The sequence below is a fragment of the Mesorhizobium sp. P2_C5_2 genome, from assembly GCF_056404535.1.
In genome coordinates this window covers 635,230-652,893 of record NZ_JBFUDV010000004.1, presented here as the reverse complement: position 1 = coordinate 652,893, position 17,664 = coordinate 635,230, and the positions used below count along the sequence as shown (strand labels likewise).

At 62.4% G+C, this 17,664-nt stretch carries 14 protein-coding genes; 7 read left to right on the top strand and 7 right to left on the bottom strand.

The genetic code is table 11. From position 1 onward, the window contains the following. Positions 1-368 precede the first annotated feature (368 nt). The 5 genes from AC1D1B_RS18375 to AC1D1B_RS18355 form a co-directional block, all read right to left on the bottom strand. The gene (locus tag AC1D1B_RS18375) at positions 369-2,234 is read right to left on the bottom strand and encodes a DUF2264 domain-containing protein (protein ID WP_477333918.1); all 1,866 of its coding nucleotides are present in this window, start codon (positions 2,232-2,234) and stop codon (positions 369-371) included. An 80-nt stretch (positions 2,235-2,314) separates the two neighbouring features. After that, the gene (locus tag AC1D1B_RS18370; RefSeq protein ID WP_477333862.1) at positions 2,315-3,601 is read right to left on the bottom strand and encodes an ABC transporter substrate-binding protein; all 1,287 of its coding nucleotides are present in this window, start codon (positions 3,599-3,601) and stop codon (positions 2,315-2,317) included. 34 nt (positions 3,602-3,635) lie between these two features. Continuing rightward, entirely contained in the window at positions 3,636-4,739 is a 1,104-nt protein-coding gene (locus tag AC1D1B_RS18365; RefSeq protein WP_477333861.1) for an ABC transporter ATP-binding protein, read from the bottom strand. Between the two features lie 43 nt (positions 4,740-4,782). Next, positions 4,783-5,682, bottom strand: a complete 900-nt coding sequence (locus tag AC1D1B_RS18360; protein ID WP_477333860.1) for a carbohydrate ABC transporter permease — start codon at positions 5,680-5,682, stop codon at positions 4,783-4,785. After that, on the bottom strand, positions 5,672-6,598 hold the full coding sequence (locus AC1D1B_RS18355; RefSeq protein WP_477333859.1) for a carbohydrate ABC transporter permease: 927 nt from the start codon (positions 6,596-6,598) through the stop codon (positions 5,672-5,674). Before AC1D1B_RS18355 ends, AC1D1B_RS18360 begins: the two co-directional genes overlap by 11 nt. 164 nt (positions 6,599-6,762) lie before the next feature. On the opposite strand from AC1D1B_RS18355, the gene AC1D1B_RS18350 reads away from it, so the two are divergent. Both AC1D1B_RS18350 and AC1D1B_RS18345 read left to right on the top strand, forming a co-directional pair. Continuing rightward, positions 6,763-7,953, top strand: a complete 1,191-nt coding sequence (locus AC1D1B_RS18350; RefSeq protein WP_477333858.1) for a hypothetical protein — start codon at positions 6,763-6,765, stop codon at positions 7,951-7,953. Positions 7,954-8,034: 81 nt separating this feature from the next. After that, on the top strand, positions 8,035-9,081 hold the full coding sequence (locus AC1D1B_RS18345; protein WP_477333857.1) for a LacI family DNA-binding transcriptional regulator: 1,047 nt from the start codon (positions 8,035-8,037) through the stop codon (positions 9,079-9,081). Between the two features lie 41 nt (positions 9,082-9,122). On the opposite strand, the gene AC1D1B_RS18340 is transcribed toward AC1D1B_RS18345, so the two are convergent. Further along, complete coding sequence (locus AC1D1B_RS18340; protein WP_181057026.1) at positions 9,123-9,281, bottom strand: hypothetical protein; 159 nt, start codon at positions 9,279-9,281, stop codon at positions 9,123-9,125. Positions 9,282-9,457: 176 nt separating this feature from the next. Further along, complete coding sequence (locus AC1D1B_RS18335; RefSeq protein WP_477333856.1) at positions 9,458-9,760, bottom strand: DUF982 domain-containing protein; 303 nt, start codon at positions 9,758-9,760, stop codon at positions 9,458-9,460. Between the two features lie 193 nt (positions 9,761-9,953). Between AC1D1B_RS18335 and AC1D1B_RS18330 the strand changes: the two genes are divergently transcribed. From AC1D1B_RS18330 to AC1D1B_RS18310, 5 genes are all read left to right on the top strand, one after another. Next, positions 9,954-11,015, top strand: coding sequence for a glycosyltransferase family 4 protein (locus AC1D1B_RS18330; RefSeq protein ID WP_477333855.1), 1,062 nt, complete (start codon positions 9,954-9,956; stop codon positions 11,013-11,015). A gap of 45 nt (positions 11,016-11,060) precedes the next feature. Next, positions 11,061-13,223: an amylo-alpha-1,6-glucosidase gene (locus AC1D1B_RS18325; protein WP_477333854.1), complete on the top strand. Its 2,163-nt coding sequence runs from the start codon at positions 11,061-11,063 to the stop codon at positions 13,221-13,223. Positions 13,224-13,357: 134 nt separating this feature from the next. After that, positions 13,358-15,139, top strand: coding sequence for an alpha,alpha-trehalose-phosphate synthase (UDP-forming) (locus AC1D1B_RS18320; RefSeq protein ID WP_477333853.1), 1,782 nt, complete (start codon positions 13,358-13,360; stop codon positions 15,137-15,139). After that, positions 15,136-15,906 carry a trehalose-phosphatase gene (gene otsB / locus AC1D1B_RS18315; protein WP_477333852.1) on the top strand — a complete coding sequence of 257 codons (771 nt, stop codon included), beginning with the start codon at positions 15,136-15,138 and terminating at the stop codon, positions 15,904-15,906. The genes AC1D1B_RS18320 and otsB overlap by 4 nt, the downstream gene beginning before the upstream one ends. A 198-nt stretch (positions 15,907-16,104) precedes the next feature. After that, positions 16,105-17,562 carry an NCS1 family nucleobase:cation symporter-1 gene (locus AC1D1B_RS18310; RefSeq protein WP_477333851.1) on the top strand — a complete coding sequence of 486 codons (1,458 nt, stop codon included), beginning with the start codon at positions 16,105-16,107 and terminating at the stop codon, positions 17,560-17,562. The last annotated feature ends 102 nt before the right edge of the window (positions 17,563-17,664 follow it).

Genomic DNA, 17,664 nt, shown 5'->3' with positions numbered 1-17,664 from the left:
CCCAGGCGGACTGGACGCTGCGGAGGACAATGAGGTTCACGGATATCCCGGAGAACATCCGCGTTGGAGCGGTCACTCTCGTCGGCAGAAGAGCGTCCGAAAGGGTTGTCGGCGGCTCAATCGTTGGAACGAAAAAAGAAGAGAAGCAGAACTTTCGTGTGCGATTCTTGCACACAACATCTCGTAACTAGCTGATTATATTGAGATATCCATCCAATCCATCATCGGGGCGACCGAAATCCGGACGCTTTTGTAATCGTTTTCTTGCATTCGTAGTGGCTTTGCCGCTGCAGACGGTTCGAATTGCCGCTCACATAGGCGATTTCGCGGCATTTTCCTACCCATGGCGCCGCGGCGTTCAGACCACCCTAGTTGCGTCTCATCAGCGTGACCGGTTTCCCCTTGGTCGCGACGAGTGCATGAAGAGCGCGCGGATCGGGTTTCGGCGGCAATGCCTGAAGTGCCGCGCGCGCGGCTGCCGGGTTGCCGAGCGCGATCACCGCGCAGCTCAATACGCTGCGGCCCGCTCGAATTTTGACCGTCAGCTGCGGGACGCAGGTCTTGGGCGCGACGAGGTTGGTGTTGGGCTGGGCCAGAAGCACCTTTCCGGCACGCCGGACCGATGGCGAAAGGTCGATCAGGGCGGAGAAATCCGAAGGGGTTTCAAGGATTGCCGAACCGTCCAACGCTTCAAATGCACCGGCCGACCCGTCTATGCGCGGAATGGCGAAACCGCCTTCCGTCGTGCGCAGGTCACGCGGCGTTTCGATCCGATGAACACGCACGTGGAAATCGCCATGCCAATATAGCCAGGTCTCGACCTTGACGTCCCGATAGGGCCGCCAGCGCGAGAACAGCACACCGTCGGCAACCATTGCCTCCTCATTGTCCTCGCGGATTCGGAAATGGAGGCCGTCCTCGCTGAAGCCGATCATGTTGTCGAGAACGGCATCGGCAAAACGGGTCTGATCGCTTTCGATGCTGAACCCGTAGCGCGCCGAGTAGGCGAACTTCGAGTATTTTTGCGAACCGAAACGGGCCCATGTATCGCTTGGCCCCACTTGCTGGCCGCCCGATAGCGCGATCGCATCGCCGGGCGGATTGGCGATGATCATTCCGGGGTGGATCTGGACGCAAACATCTTGCCGTTCGGGACAATTCTGTTCCCTCGCGGCCCAGAATGGATGCTCGGCAGGCAAGGCCAGCGGCAGGAATGCCTTCAACGCCCAGTAAGGCGATTGCGGCGAATTGTATGGCTCGCACATCAACAGGTTCGGATAGCCGTATCCGACGGGAAGGATGCCATCCCGGGCGGCCATCGGCTGTTTCGCCCACCAACGCAGATTGCGCAGATAGAAGCCCTTGAGGTCACCCCACGGCAGCGCCTCTTCGTCGGCGAAGGCGAGCGCGCCGAAGAAGCCGGCAATCGCAAAACGATACGTCATGGAACGGCCGAAGACGAGGGCCGGGCCGTCGTCGGCAAACCAGCGGGACATGTCGTCGGCGATCAGCCTGGCGCGCTGACGGTAGGCCTGTGTGTGGCCGCTGCCGTCGAGCACGGCAAGGATGAGGCCGTAGAATTGGAACGCGAACGGAACGTAGTGGTCGGCGCGGCGCGTGTCGCCGTCGCTGTACCAGCCGTCGCCGAGGTACAGGGCTTCGAGCTCGGCGATGTATCGTTCGTCCAGGCGGCGATCGTGGTCGGCGCCGACCGCATTGAGCCCCATGCCGATCAGCAGGCGAAAGAACTTCCAGTTGTTGCCGCCAAACACACATTCGTGGCCACGGCGGAGATAGACCGCCACATTGGCGCGGGCATTCGCGTCGAGCGGCTCCCAGATCTTGTCGGCAACGAGCCGCAGGGCAAAACCGATCGCCGCAAGTTCGACAAGCCGCTGGTCGCGGTCGCCGGGCGTGCCCCAGTATTCGGGATGGCCGGGGTCGGTCCCCGCCGCAAGGCCGCGCGCGATCGGCGCCCAATCGATCCAGTCGGCACCTCCGACCTGCGCCGGAACCAGGCCCCAGAGCAGGCGGGAATAGCCTTCAAGGTCCGCCGCCGCCTGACCGAAATGAGCCGCGGTCGCCTCGATGCGTATGCGCGCACCGCCTTTGGAGCGGTATTTTTCGACGGGGAGCGCGAGAACCTTCAGCGCCGCTTCGACGTCGGCCCGGGTCTCGAGCGGATTACCCGCCCACGGTCGGAACAAGGAATCGGGGTAGATGTCATCACGCATGAGCTGCCTGCTGTGCCAAAAAGGTTGGCGCGGCGCCAACTGGGAGGTAGCGCGCCGCGCCGGTCAAGGGCCAAGAACTCTTAGCCCTTGAGGATGCGTCCGGCCTCGGCGACCAGTTGCTCAGCGGCATCAGCCGGCGTCAACTGGCCAAATGCGAGCTTGTCGGCAATCGGGCGGAAAGCACGCTCCTCGAACTCGGAAGCGCCCAACGGAACCGGCGGCGGATAAGGCCCGACGCGGCCGGCAATGGCCGCGATATAGTCTACCGTCTTCCTGGCGACCGCATCGATTGTCGGGGTGACGACACTGCGCACGTCGAGGTTGACCGGCACGCCACGCTCGACGCCCAGTACCTTGCCGGCTTCAATGTCGTTGACGAAGAAGTCGATGAACTGGGCAGCGATATCTGGGTTCTTTGCGGTGCTGGCGATCGACCAGTGCAGACCCGGCCGGTAGAACAGGCCCGACGGCGCCGTTTCAGACAGAATAGGCAATGAGGTGATTTCAAGCGGGTTTTTGGTGACCGCCTGATAGGCCGGCAGCTGGTTGGAAAAGGCAATCGCCATCACGGCATTGCCGGTCGAGAGCGGGTTGGAATCAACCAGCAGCTTGTCCAGCGCCTGGATCTCGGCAGGCACGCAGCCGCGATTACTGGCGAGGCTGTCCCAGTAGCCATACCAGTCCTTGGCGTCATTCGCGTCGAAACCGATCTTGCCATCCTCGGTGAACAGCTTCTTGCCGCGCTGCACCAGAAACGCGTTGAAGGCATAATTGTAGCGGCAAGCGTTGCCGACAGCCCACACGTTCTTCTTGCCAATGGCCTTGGTCAGCTCGATGCAGGTCTTGGCGAAATCATCCCAGGTGGTTTTCGCCGATGGCGGCGCAATGCCGGCCTGCTTGAAGACTTCGCTGTCATAGAGCAGCGCAAAGGCGTTCAGCGAAAGCGGCATCCCGGTGACCTTGCCATCGACCGTACCCAGATCGAGCACACCCTTGGCCAATTTGTCGGTGCGAATGACCTTGCCGAGATAATCGTTCAGCGGCAGGTTCGTGCCCCGGCGGCTGTAGTCGGCGAAACGGCCCGGCTCCAGCTGGAAGATGTCGGGAGCGTTGCCACCGGCGATCATCGTCGTCAGCTTCGGCCAATAGTCGGCCCCGCCGACCTCGCCATTGATCTTTACGCCGGCATGCGCGGCTTCGAACAGTTTGGCGACGCCGAGCGTCCGCTCCGCCCGGGCGGGCGCTCCCCACCAGTAAAGGCGCATGGTCGCATCCTGCGCCAGCGCTTTCAGGATTGGCGTCTGAGACATTGCGGCGGCACCGCCGAACAGCAGTCCGTTGCGCAGAAGTTCGCGTCTGTTGAGCATGCTTTCCTCCCTGAAAGAATGGATCGTGGTTGTTTCAGCCGTCGACGCGGCGACCTTCGCTGTCGAAGAGATGGCAGTGTTTGGACCCGGTGCAGACGTCCAGCACATCTCCGGCGGCAATTCGTTGTTGGCCTTCCAGCGCGACCGTCATCGATTGCTTGTCGGCCAGCCGACCATAGGCGATCGTCTGGCCGCCGAGGTGCTCGACATGGACCACCGTCAGCGAACCGAGTTTCAGTCCCCCGCTGTCGCCAGCCCGCCCCCTGCTTTCGCCAATATGTATGTGCTCCGGCCGCACGCCGAGGCTGAGCATTTCGCCTGGAGTGGGCGTATCCGTGGCCGGTACCACCACTGTCGATCCGGCCAGATCGACAGCCAGACCATCGCTGCCCAATGCGCCCGCACGAACCTCGAGGAAATTCATCTTCGGCGAGCCGATGAAGCCTGCGACGAAACGATTGACCGGCCGGTTGTAGATTTCGAGCGGCGTGCCCTGCTGCTCGATGACGCCGGCACGCAGGACGACGATGCGGTCCGCCAGCGTCATTGCCTCGACTTGGTCGTGCGTGACGTAAATCATCGTCGCGCCGATGTCGGCGTGCAGCCTGGCGATTTCGACGCGTGTCTGAACCCGCAACTCGGCGTCGAGATTGGAAAGCGGTTCATCGAACAGGAAGATCTTCGGATCCCGTACGATGGCGCGGCCGATCGCGACGCGCTGGCGCTGGCCGCCGGAAAGCTGCTTGGGCCTGCGGTCGAGCAATTGCGATATCTGCAGGATGTCGGCCGCCTTACGCACGCGCTTGTCGATGTCGGCCTTTGGCATGCGCGCCGTCTCGAGCCCGAACGACATGTTCTTGTAGACGCTCATATGCGGATAGAGCGCATAGGACTGGAACACCATGGCGATGCCGCGTTCGGCAGCCGCCTTCTCGTTCATGCGCTTGCCGCCGATCGACAGTTCGCCGCCGGAGATCGGTTCAAGACCGGCAATCATGCGCAACAGAGTGGACTTGCCGCATCCGGATGGACCCACAAAGACGACGAACTCGCCGCTGCCGATCTGCAGGTCGACACCGCGGATGATCTCGGCGGCGCCGAAGCGCTTCTGGATCTTGCTCAGGGCCAGCGTGGTCATGTCATGTCACCTCGTTGAAAGGCTGGTGTCGCCGGGTTGCCGGTCATCGCTTCATGCCCGTCGTCGCGATGCCTTCGATCAGCAGGCGTTGGAACAGGATGAACAGGATGAAGATCGGCAACACCGTCAGCGTCGACATTGCGAGCAGCGCGCCCCAGTCCGACTGGGCGGTGGCGTCGACGAAGGTGCGAAGTCCGAGCTGCGCGGTGTAGTTCTCGATGTCGTTCAGATAGATCAGCGGCGCGAAGAAATCGTCCCAGGTCCAGATGAAGGAGAACACCGCGGCGGTCGCAAGCACCGGCATCGACAGCGGCAGGATCACCTTCAGGAAGATGCGCAGCGGCCCGGCGCCGTCCATGATTGCGGCCTCATCCAGTTCGCGCGGAATGCCGCGAAAGAACTGCACCATCAGGAAGATGAAGAACGCGTCGATGGCGAGGAACTTCGGCACGACCAAAGGCAGGATCGTGTTCACCCAGCCAAGCTTCAGGAACATCACATATTGCGGGATCAGCAAGGCGTGCTGCGGCATCATCAGCGTGCCGAGCATCAAGGCGAACCAGAAGCCGCGCCCTTTGAAGCGGAGCCGCGTGAAGGCATAGGCGGCCATCGAGCAGGAGAACAAATTACCGACCACGACCAGAACCGAGATGAGCAGCGAGTTCAGGAACATCTGGCCGAAGCCGACGCTCAGGCCGGTCCAGCCGCGCCGGTAAGCATCGAGCGAGAAGTCTTGCGGGATGAGCGAGGTCGAGGTGAAAATCTCGTTGTCCGGCTTGAACGAACTCGCGACCATCCACAGCATCGGGTAGAGCATGATGAAGCTCACCGCGATGAGCAGCGCGTAGAGCAGCGCACGCACCATGACCGAGGAACCCTGCCCCGTTTCGGCTACCGTTGCTTCCCCGATAGCGGCCGATGAAGAGACCGCATCAGTCGTCATAGTGCACCCAATATCTGGCGGTCAGGAACGACATCGCCGTGAAGAAGGCGATGATGAGCACCAGTACCCAGGCGAGCGCCGACGCGTAGCCGAAGCGGAAATTGATGAACGCCTCCTGATAGAGGTAGAGCGTGTAGAAGAGCGTCGAGTCGATCGGCCCGCCGGTGCCGTCGCTGATCACGAAGGCCGAGGTGAATGCCTTGAACGCATCGATGGTCAGGATCACGGCGTTGAAGAAGATGACCGGCGTCAACAGCGGCAGCGTTATCTTGAAGAATTGCCGGCTGCGGCTGGCGCCGTCGATGCTTGCCGCCTCGTACATGTCTTGCGGGATTTGGCGCAAGCCGGCGAGAAAGATGATCATCGACGAGCCGAACTGCCAGACCGCCAGCAGAACGATCGTGTAAAGCGAATAGGATGGATTGGATATCCAGCTCGGTCCCTCGTAACCGAAGAGACCATTCAGCGCCTGATTGAGCAGGCCGTCGCCGGCGAAGACTTGCCGCCAGAGCACCGCGATTGCGACGCTGCCGCCGACGAGCGACGGCAGATAGAAAATGGCGCGAAACAGCGACAGGCCGCGCAGTCCCTTGTTCAGCGCAACTGCGACTGCCAGCGCGAAAAGCAGTTTTAGCGGCACCGACAACAGAACGAAGGTGAAGGTGACATTCATCGCCGTCCAGAAGCGCGGATCGTCGGTGGCAATGCGGAGGTAGTTTTCGGCGCCGACCCAGTTCGGCGCCGACATGCCGCTGTAGTCGGTCATCGAGAAGTAGAGCGAGACCAGCGCCGGCCCGAGAGTCAAGGCGAAGAAGCCGATGAGCCATGGCGCGAGGAAACCATAGCCGGCCAGCTGCTCTCGCAGACCAGAGCGGTCGCGAGGCGCCTTCACTTCGAATGCGGCGACCGCCGACATGCCATCTCTCTCCCTGCGGCTCACGAACGCCGATTTTCCAAACCGGACGCCTCCGATGCTGGGCAAATTAGGATTCGAAAGTTTTGTCGTCAAGAGAAAGTTTCGCTATTGACAGAAATTTAGTCGATATGCGAAATGACTTGGAGTTGAACAAGGTCAGCAAAATGGGCGTCGAACGAAGCAGCTATTTCCAGGCCGTCGAGGTCACCGATCCGGATCCACAGCGCGACCGCCGCCAGCAGGCGCTGGCCCGCTGCATCGAGCGGCTGCGCGCCACGATGCCGGTCATCGGCCTGCGCAATCCCAAGATCGGCCTCGCCGACAACACATGGAGCTATTGCGGCCCTTATGATTGGGTGATCAGTTTCCAGGCCGGACAATTGTGGCTGGCGCTGCAGCTGACGGGCGATCCGGTTTTCCTGAACGCCGCCCGCGCCCGCCGTCCTGTGTTCCGGGGCATTCTGGCCAACCACAATGCGCAGGATCATGATCTGGGTTTTCAGTTCTCGCTGGGCTGCGTCTCCGATTGGCTGATGACCGGTGATCGGGAAGCCCATCGGATGGCGATCGATGCCGCGACAGCCTTGCTGGGGAGATATCGACCTGAGGGTCGCTATATCCAGGCCTGGAACGCACGTTCCATTCATGGCGGGACGCGTGCCGAATTTGCCAATGGCCGCGTCATTGCCGACACGATGCAAAACCTCGCGCTGCTCCACTGGGCGCATGGCGAGACCGGGCGCATGGACTTTTACGATGTCGCCGAGGGACACGCGGCAACCACGCTGAAACATGTGGTTCGCGCCGATGACACCAGCTTCCACACCTTCGTTTTCGATACCGCCAGCGGAAAACCGCTGCGTGGCGAGACCCATCAGGGCTATGCCGACGGTTCCTGCTGGTCGCGCGGTCAGGCCTGGCTGATCCATGGCTTCGCGCAGTGCGCCACCACCACCGGCAACCCGCTCTACCTGGACGCGGCCCGCCGCCTTGCCGCCAAGGCGGAGGCGTTGATGGAAACCGGCGGCGTCCCGGTCTGGGACTACTCAGTGCCCGATGCAGCCAACGCGCCGCGCGACAGTTCCGCCGGCGCGATCATGGCTGCCGGCGTGTATATGCTTGCCCACCAGTGTGAGCCGGAAGAGGCCGCGCGCTGGCGCGCTTTTGGGGCGCGCCTGCTTGCCGGACTGCTCGACAGTTGCGATCTCACCGAAGATGCGGAAGCGCAGGGCATGCTCGCGCATGGCGCCGCGCATGTCACTGCCGGCTTTTCAGACAACATGCTTCCCTACGGCGATTATTATTTCATGGAAGCCTTGATGCGTTCACTTGGGCACACCCAGTTCTTTTGGTAGAGAATCAATGGCAATACACAGTAACCTGCCTGTACGACGATCAGGAAATCAGCAAACCCAGCATCGGAAGCAACATTCCTGATGGACGACGAAGTCAACGCCCCTACCCTTCGCGACATTGCCGATGCGGCTGGCGTTTCGGTGGCTTCCGTTTCGAAGGTTCTCAACAACAGGAGCGGCGTTGGCGAGGAGAGCCGGCGCAAGATCCTCGATATAGCCGAGCGTTACGGCTACCAGGGCAAGACGGCGCGGTCGCTGCATAAAGCGGGTGTCGACAGCGTCGCAATGCTGATGCCGGCGGAATTCTATTCGCGTTCGCAGTTCTACGAGGACGTCATCCGCGGCGCCCTGGACGAGGCGGCCGCCCATTCGCTGAAGATCGACGTTCGCCTGATTTCCCTCGATTCGGTGGTGGCCGAGGTGGAGGAGCTGCTGCAGGCCGGCAAGACCGGGGCGATCGTCGCGATCGGCCTCGACCAGCCGGAAGCGCTGGAAAGGATCATCGCCAGCAAACTGCCTGCCGTTCTGATCAACGGCATGGACCGCACGATGCGCCTGAACAGTGTCCTGCCCGACAACTGGTCAGCGGGTTGGCTGGCGACGCAGCGCCTGTTGAGCGCCGGGCATCGCGAGATCGTTCATGTCGCACTGCCGCACCGTCTGTCCTTGCGCCGCCGGCTCGAGGGTTTCAGGGTTGCGCTCGAGGAAGCCGGCATCCGGTTCGATCCGCAGCGCCATGTCCTGGACCTGTCCAGATTCGGCGTCCAGGAATCGCAGACGCAGCAGGTTGTCCGGCAAGCGCTGCAGGATGGCAGCCTGGCCGATGCAACTGCCTTTTTCTGCAGCACCGATATCGTGGCGCTGGGCGTCATGCAGGCGCTGCAAAGCAGCGGCTTCTCGGTTCCAGAGGATTTTTCCGTCATCGGCCTCGACGATATCGCGGTCGCCCTTCATAGCCGCCCACCCCTGACGACCATCCGCATCGACCGGCTCGAACTGGGCCGTGCCGGCATACAGATGCTGATGAAACGCATCGCAGATCCGGGCGCGAACATTGTGCGCGTCAACATCGGCGTGCAATTGGTCGAACGCGCCACCGTCGGCCCGGTGCGAAAAACGGCCCGGTGAGAGCATCTGTGGGTATCGCTGCCCGATAGACAGGGAACGGCTCAATTCGAGCGTCTGTCGATGTAGGTGTAGACGCCGGCCCCGATGGCAACTGCGCCGACTGTGATCACGATCGATGGCGCGCCCATCAAACTGGCGAGGACCGCCCAGATGAGGGCGATGACGATAGCGCCGAGTGTTCCCAGGATCAGTCTCGGCAATGTCTATCCTCCACGTGCGGACCGTCCGTGGATTGGTCGTCAACCACCGGTCATGCGCAGCATGAAAGCACAGTGTAGCCCGTCAGGTGAAGGGCCACGCGGGCATACTCTGGTGCAAAAAAGCCGCCCGAGCCACTACGGCGCAGGACTTCAATAATAAATGGCTGAACCGGCGCCTAGCGCCTCAGCGCGTAGACTTCGGCTATGCTTTCGCCGCCCATTGGCAGCGCCATGTCGTCGTCGAGCAGGCGGGTGATACGGGCAAAGCCGGTGAAGGCCTTCCTTGCCTCCTCAGGCGACATCCGGCCCGACAGGGCCGCGGAGCAGCAATTCAGGGCGCACTGATACACAGGCCCACGCCGTCCCGACGGCCATTTCTGCAGAAAGACCATTGCTTCGGCAACGCTATCGACTTCCTCGACGGGGTGTCCCTGCCCGCGCGCAATGCGCACCGGCGTAAAGAAATGCAAGCGGTCCATTTTGTTCTCTCCCTGGTCGGCCGCAGTGCGAACCAACCTTATTAAATTCGCAGACCGCGCATTGGTTCCCGCTTGTTGCAAAAAAATTTCGCGCTGGTCGGCTTGGGGTAGCCGGCGGCTAGCTTTTGTCCGGAACGTTACGCCAGCTGATGCATTTCGTTCCCGTATTAGCCTTTGAGGGACAGTTCAGCCCATGCGCATTGCCCACGTCGCCCCTTTGCACGAATCCGTGCCGCCCAGGCTCTATGGCGGCACTGAGCGGATCGTTTCCTATCTCACCGAAGGGCTGGTCGAACTCGGCCACGAGGTGACGCTGTTTGCCAGCGGCGACAGCCACACCTCGGCCAGACTGATACCCGGACGCGAACGCGCGCTGCGCCTCGATCCGCGACCGCTCAAGTCGGAGACAGCAGCGCACCTTGCGATGCTGGCCGATGTGAGGAATCGAGCCCACGACTTTGATATCATTCATTTTCACCTCAGCCATTTCCTGCATTTCTCGTTCTTCGAGACCATGCCCGATAAGACGGTGACGACGCCGCATGGCCGGCTCGATTATGTCGATCTGGCGCCGGCCTATGAGCGCTTCCCACGCTTTCCCCTGATCTCGATCTCGCGCAGCCAGAGAAGCGGGCTCGCCAATGCCAATTGGCTGGCGACCATCCACCACGGCCTGCCGGCCGGGCTCTATCAGCCGACATTCGAGCCGCCGGCGGACGAACCATATCTCGCTTTTCTCGGCCGGCTGTCGCGCGACAAGCGGCCGGACCGCGCCATCGACATCGCCTTGCGCTCCGGCATGAAGCTCAAGCTGGCGGCCAAGATCGGCGATGACGATCGCGCCTATTTCCATGAGACGATCGAGCCGCTGATCGACGGCGACCGCATCGACTATGTCGGAGAGATCGCCGAGGACGAGAAGGCTGAGTTTCTCGGCAATGCGGCCGGGCTCTTGTTTCCGATCGACTGGCCCGAGCCGTTCGGTCTTGCCGCGATCGAGGCGATGGCCTGCGGTACGCCAACCATCGGCTGGAACTGCGGCGCGCTGCCGGAAGTCATCGACCATGGTGTCACTGGCTTTATCGTCGATTCGCTTGATGACGCCGTCGCCGCGGTGCTGGCACTGCTGCAGCTCGACCGGCGAAAAGTGCGCGCGGTTTTCGAAAAGCGGTTTTCCGCCAACAGGATGGCCCGCGATTACCTCGCTGCCTATGCGCGCCTCATTGGCACTTCGGCTGAAGCAAAGGCGTCGTGAATGACGGCAAATGGCTCCAAGGCCGAAAACAGAGATTTGTGACTGATGACCCAACTTGACGAGCGCAAGCTCGACCCCGCCGTGGCCCTTGCCTCCCTCGACGACACCGCGCCGCGCGAGCCGCACCGGCTGTTCGCGCTGAAGCAAGGCGACTGTTTTGCGGTGGCCGATGCCTATGGCGATATCAGGGGCGCCGGCGACGGTTTCTTCCGCGACGACACGCGCGTGCTGTCGGAGTTCCGGCTGACCGTCGGCGGCCGGCAGACATCGCTGCTCGGCGCCTCGCTCAGCCAGGACAATGTGCTGTTCACCAGCAATTTGACCAACCTGCCGATGCAAAGCGTCGGCGGCCGCGACATCCCGCAAGGCGCCATCCACATCGAACGCGTCAGGCTGCTGTGGCAAGATCGACTGTTCGAACGCATCACCCTGTCCAACTACAGCCAGGAGCATTCGGCGATCCGCATTTCGCTGCACTTCGCCGCCGATTTCCGCGACATGTTCGAGGTGCGCGGTTCGACCAGGCCGAAACGCGGCATGGCGCATGCGGCCGAGATCGAGGCTACCTCCGTCGTGCTGCGTTACGACGGGCTGGACGGTCTGGCGCGCGTGTCGGCGATCTCGTTTTCGCAGGCGCCGGACCAGCTGAGCGCCGAGCGCGCGGATTTCCTCATCGCGGTGACCAAGCGCAGCAGCAAGGTGCTTTATGTCGAGGTCGGCCCGGAACTGGCGGACCCGCCCGACCGCGACCGTTTCCGCGCTGCCGCGGCGCGGGCCCGTTTCGGCATGCGGGCCAAGCGCCGTCATGGCGCCACGGTGCACAGTTCAGGCCGCGTCTTCAACGACTGGGTCGAGCGCGCCCGCGCCGACGTGGCTCTGCTGACCACAGAGCTTTCAACCGGCCCCTACCCCTATGCCGGCATTCCCTGGTTTTCGACGGCTTTCGGCCGCGATGGCGTGATCTCGGCGCTGCAGATGCTGTGGCTCAATCCCGGCCTGGCGCGCGGTGTGCTCACCTTCCTCGCCCAGCACCAGGCCACCGAGACATCGCCATTCAGCGACTCGCAGCCCGGCAAGATCATGCATGAGACGCGCAAGGGAGAGATGGTGGCGCTGCAGGAGCTGCCCTTCGGCCGCTACTACGGTGGCGTCGACACCACGCCGCTCTACATCCATCTCGCCTGCGCCTATGCCGAGCGCACCGGCGACATGGACTTCATCGCCAGCCTGTGGCCGTCGCTTTGCGCCGCCGCCGAGTGGACCGAGGAAGCGAGCCGAAAGACCGGCTTCGTCACCTATCAGCGCGCCGCCGAATCCGGCCTCGCCAACCAGGGCTGGAAGGACAGTTTCGACTCGGTCTTCCACGCTGACGGGCGCATTCCCAAAGGACCGATCGCACTGGTCGAAGTGCAGGGCTATGTCTTTGCCGCCTTCAGGGGGCTGGCTGCACTTGCTCGCCGCCGCGGAGAATTCGCGCAGGCCGAGCACTGGGAAAACCGCGCCGAAGAGATGCGGATCGCCGTCGAGCGCGATTTCTGGCTGGACGATCTCGGTTTCTATGCGCTGGCCATCGACGGCGCCGGCGAACCTTGCAAGGTGCGCACGTCCAATGCCGGCCATCTGCTCTATGTAGGGCTGCCCGAGCCGGCACGGGCGCAGATGGTCGCCGACCAGTTGCTTTCGGCGTCCTTCCAGTCGGGCTGGGGGGTGCGGACGCTGGCCGACGATGCGGTGCTGTTCAACCCGATGTCGTATCATAACGGCTCAATCTGGCCGCATGACACGGCCCTGTGCGGCGCCGGCCTGGCGCGCTTCGGTGAGCGCGAGAGCGTGGTGCGGCTGATGAGCGGCACGTTCGAATCGGCCGTGCATTTCAACATGCGGCTGCCGGAACTGTTCTGTGGCTTTACCCGCTCGGTCGGCGAAGCGCCGATCGCCTATCCCGTCGCCTGCCTGCCGCAAGCATGGTCGGCCGGCTCGGCGTTCATGCTGATGCAGGCCTGCCTCGGTCTGGAGATCGACGGCTGGAATGGCGAAATCCACGTCACGCGGCCGAGGCTGCCGATCGGCATCGACACGCTGACGCTCAGGCATCTGGGCGTCGGCGAAAAGAAGGTCGATCTTACCTTCCAGCGCGTCGGCGACCGCGTTGTCGCCTTTCTCGCCGACCGCCATGAAGGGCTGGTTCCGCTGATCGTGCGAAGTTGAACTGGGTCATTTTCACGGGAACCGATCGCAGTTTTGTGCGTTGCAAAATGACAGCTGCCCACGGCCAGCCGCCGGCGAGCGTGTTCAAATTCAACGAAGAAGAATGACCGCCGAAGGCGGAGATTGGCAATTCAATGACAAATTATGGCGTCGACATGCTCTGGATCGTGATCCTGGCAAGCCTCGGCCTATCCGCCCTCGCCGTTTTGTTTTCGATATCCCCGCAGCGCGGCAGCCACGCACCAGTCGCTCGAATGGCAGGCGAGGATGTGGCGGCGGAAGCGGCACGCAAAGTCATGCGCGAGTTCGAAAAGAACGGCCAGTCGGTCGATGCAGCATTGGTGACATGGTCGCCCGAAATCTTGCGCAAAATCCTCGCTGACGATCTGCCGGACGCACAGGTCATCGTCGTCTCCAACCGCGAACCTTACATCCACAACGTCAAGGACAATGGCGTCGAGCTGGTCGTGCCGGCCAGTGGCTTGGTCTCGGCGCTTGAGCCGATCACCCGCGCCTGCGGCGGCACCTGGATCGCTTATGGCGGCGGTAGCGCGGACCGCCTCACCGTCGACGACAACGACCGGGTGCCGGTGCCGCCGGACAAGCCGTCCTACACGCTGCGCCGTGTCTGGCTGAGCGAGGAGGAGTATCAGGGCTATTATCTCGGTTTTGCCAATGAGGGCCTGTGGCCGCTCTGCCATATCGCCTTCACCCGGCCGATCTTCCGCGCCTCGGACTGGGAGGCCTATGAGGCCGTCAACCGCAAGTTTGCCGATACGGTGGTGGCCGAGGCGCGCAACGAGCGGCCTATCGTGCTGGTCCAGGATTACCATTTCGCGCTGCTGCCGCGCATGATCCGCGAGCGCCTGCCGGAGGCGATCATCATCACCTTCTGGCATATCCCCTGGCCGAACTCGGAAGTCTTCAGCATCTGCCCGTGGCGTGAGCGCATTCTGGAGGGGTTGCTCGGCAGCTCGATCATCGGCTTCCACACCCAGTTTCACGCCAACAATTTCACCGAAAGCGTCGACCGCTTCCTGGAAAGCCGAATCGAACGCGCCGATGCGGCAATCTCCTATGGTGGCCAGACAACGCTGGTACACGCCTACCCCATCTCCATCGAATGGCCGGCCGAACTGCTGGCAAAGCTGCCCACGGTCGAGGAATGCCGCTCCCGCTTGCGCGACCGGTTCAGCTTACCGCCGGACGTCAAGCTCTGCATCGGCGTCGAGCGGCTGGACTACACCAAGGGCATCCTCGACCGGTTCCATGCGCTGGACGAACTGTTCACACGGCACCCTGAATGGATCGGCAAGTTGGTCTTCCTGCAGATCGCAGCGCCCAGCCGGGGCACGCTGCCGGCCTACCAGCAACTGCACGATGAATGCATGCGCCATGCCAACGACCTCAACCAGCGCTATGGCAGCAGTGACGGCTACAAGCCGGTCATCATGGTGGCCGAACATCATTCGCAGCAACAAGTCTACGAAATCTATCGCGCCGCAGACATCTGCATGGTCACCAGCTTGCATGACGGCATGAACCTCGTCGCCAAGGAGTTCGTCGCCGCGCGCGACGACGAGCAGGGTACGCTCTTGCTCAGCACATTCGCCGGCGCGTCGCGCGAATTGCTGGAGGCGCTGATCGTCAACCCTTACGACGCGGCGATGATGAGCGAGGCGCTGCTGCAGGCCCTGACCATGCCGGCGGAAGAACAGCGCGAGCGCATGCGACGCATGCGCGAGAATGTGCGTGACAACAATGTCTATCGCTGGGCCGGCAGCATGCTGCTGGACGCGGCGCGGCTACGCAAACGCGGCGATCTCGACCGGGCGACAGGAGCCGGCGAGCGGCCTGCAAGCACCGACACCAACATCGTCTCGCTCGTCGAGCGCATGCACAAGGTGGCGTCATGACCAGCCTGCCAACCGCTCCCAACCTGCCTGCAGGACAATGGGCACTTTTTCTCGACATTGACGGCACCTTGCTGGAACACGCCGCTCATCCCGACGCCGTTTCCGTCAGCAACGAATTGCGCACTCTGCTCGGTGCCATCGACGAACGACTGGACGGTGCCGTCGCCTTCATCACCGGCCGCTCGGTTGACGTCGCCGACCGCTTGTTTCATCCCCTGAAACTGCGCGTTGCCGGCCTGTATGGGCTGGAACATCGGCCGACACCGGACGGTCCGGTCGTCGCGGCGGATGCTCCCGCCGATATGGCTGCCCTTGCCGACGCCATTGAGGCCGAGCTGGATGACGGCCGGGTTCATATCGAGCGCAAGGGTCCGATCCTCGCCATTCATACGCGCGCGGCGCCGCATCTGCTGGCCAGGGCCACTCAGCTTGTCGAGCAGGCATTGGCCGAACTTCCCAAGGGCTACCGCGTCATTCCGGGAAACGCCGGCGTTGAGCTCATGCCACTTGAAGCAGCCAAGGGCGCTGCCGTGCGGCGCTTCATGGCAATCCCACCCTTTGCCGGAAGGCGGCCGGTTTTCCTCGGTGACGACACCGCTGACGAAAACGGTTTCGAGGCGATCAACGAAGCCGGCGGCATCTCGATCAGGGTCAGGCCGCGAGGCTCCACCGTGGCTCAGTACGGGCTCGATGACGTCACCCGCGCGATAGGCTGGCTTGCCGCCAATTTCGAAACGTCACCGGTGTTGAATCGCAAAGCGTCGTGATCGCGGCAGCCAGCAGATCGAATCAAGACGTGCGATTGCGCCCCGTCTCCGACAAAGGCCGATAGATAAGCGCGATTCTCGTTGAATATCTTTAAGGTCAAAGCCGGCAAATGGATTGCTTGCCGGTTCCCCCGCGTCAGGCCTAACCTGCGCAGCCAACGCATGGAGGTGCGTTCGGCAAAAGGGGAGGAATTCACCGTGACAATACAAGGCGCATCGCCTGGCCTTTACAATGAGGACCTCGCTCCGGCGAAGGTGCGGAATTGGGGGCCATTCTCGATCTTCAACGTCTGGACGTCGGACGTTCACAGCCTGTGGGGCTATTATCTCGCTGCCAGCCTGTTCCTGTTTTGCGGCGGCTTCGTCAATTTCATCATCGCCATCGGCATCGGTTCGCTGATCATCTACGTGCTGATGAACATGGTCGGCTATGCCGGGGTGAAGACCGGCGTGCCCTACCCCGTGCTGGCGCGCGCCTCCTTCGGCATCTGGGGCGCCAACATTCCGGCGCTCGTGCGCGCCATCGTCGCCTGCTTCTGGTACGGCGCACAGACGGCCGCAGCTTCCGGTGCGATCGTGGCGCTGTTGATCCGCTCGCAATGGTTCGCCGATTTCAACGCCAACACGCATTTCCTCGGCCATAGCGGCCTCGAAGTGATCTGCTTCGTCGTCATCTGGGCGCTGCAGCTCTTGATCATTCAGCGCGGCATGGAAACGGTACGCCGCTTCCAGGATTGGGCCGGCCCGGCGGTGTGGGTGATGATGCTGATCCTGGCGATCTATCTCTGCGTCAAGGCCGGGACCTTCGCCTTCACCAGCGACATTCCGATGGACGTGCTGCTGGAAAAGACCAAGGACGCCGGCGTGCCGGGCACGCCCGGTTCGTGGACGGCGCTGTTTGCGGTGGCCGCGATCTGGGTCACCTACTTCTCGGCGCTCTATCTCAACTTCTGTGATTTCGCCCGCTATGCGCCCGACCAGGCGTCGCTGCGCAAAGGCAACATCTGGGGCCTGCCGGTTAACCTCATCCTGTTTTCGATGGTCGCCGGCGTCACCACCATCGCCGCCTATGACGTCTATCACGAGGTGCTGCTGCACCCCGACCAGATCTCGGCCAAGTTCGACAGCTGGTTCCTGGCAGCACTCGCCGCACTCACCTTCGCGGTGGCGACGCTCGGCATCAATGTGGTGGCGAACTTCGTCTCGCCCGCCTTCGACTTCTCCAATGTCTTTCCCCGGCAGATCGATTTCAAGAAGGGTGGCTACATCGCGGCCGTGATCGCGCTGCTGCTCTACCCCTTCGCGCCGTGGGATGGCGGCGCTGCGCATTTCGTCAACATCATCGGTGCGACGATGGGACCGATCTTCGGCGTCATGATGGTCGATTACTACCTGATCCGCAAAGGCGAGGTCGACGTCGAGGCGCTGTATCGCGAGGATGGCGAGTTTCGCTTCCAGGGCGGATGGCACGTCAACGCCTTCATCGCCGCCGGCATCGGCGCCATCTTCTCGTCGATCCTGCCCAACTTCACCAACTGGCTGCCGTCCTGGTGGGGCGTCTATGGCTGGTTCTTCGGCGTCGCGATCGCCGGCGCCATTTACTACGTGCTGCGCACTGCGGCGCTGGGTGCAGGGGCAAAGACAGCAAAGGCATGAAATGAGGGAGTAGGCAGTAGGTGCCAGGGAATAGAGACCTACTGCCTACTGCCTACTGCCTACTGCCTACTGCCTACTGCCTACTGCCTACTGCCTACTGCC